The organism is Telluria sp. AZSoR62 (assembly GCF_058111565.1).
Genome location: NZ_JBYTST010000180.1, coordinates 1 through 331, shown reverse-complemented (window position 1 = coordinate 331; position 331 = coordinate 1). Strand labels below are relative to the sequence as shown.

The window sequence follows — 331 nt, the reverse complement described above, 5'->3', positions numbered from 1 at the left end:
AAAAACTGAGCGGCTTATTTTTCTTGTGCTTAACTAATAAGTCCGCCACCCCCTGCTCATAGTGGCTCAAAATGATGACCTGCCGAACCTCTGCCGCCAAGTTAATAATCCCACGATGAACCGCCCCTACTCTATTGGAGTCAAATGAGGTAACAGGGTCATCGAACACTACGATAGACCCAGCGAGCTCAGCTTCTGTTTGACCGATTAAAGAAGCCCAAAAAACCGAAAGTGCGAGAGCCCTACGATCTGACTCACTAAAAACTCGATCAATGTTAGACTCAGCAATCACATTATCTTTAAACAAAACCTTGAGAAAATAGATAGGTGT

Annotated in this window: 1 pseudogene; it reads right to left on the bottom strand. The window is 44.1% G+C overall.

Features of this window, described 5'->3' with window-relative positions:
• A pseudogene (locus tag AC3XQU_RS23430) lies at nt 1–331 on the bottom strand (hypothetical protein); the annotation flags it as partial.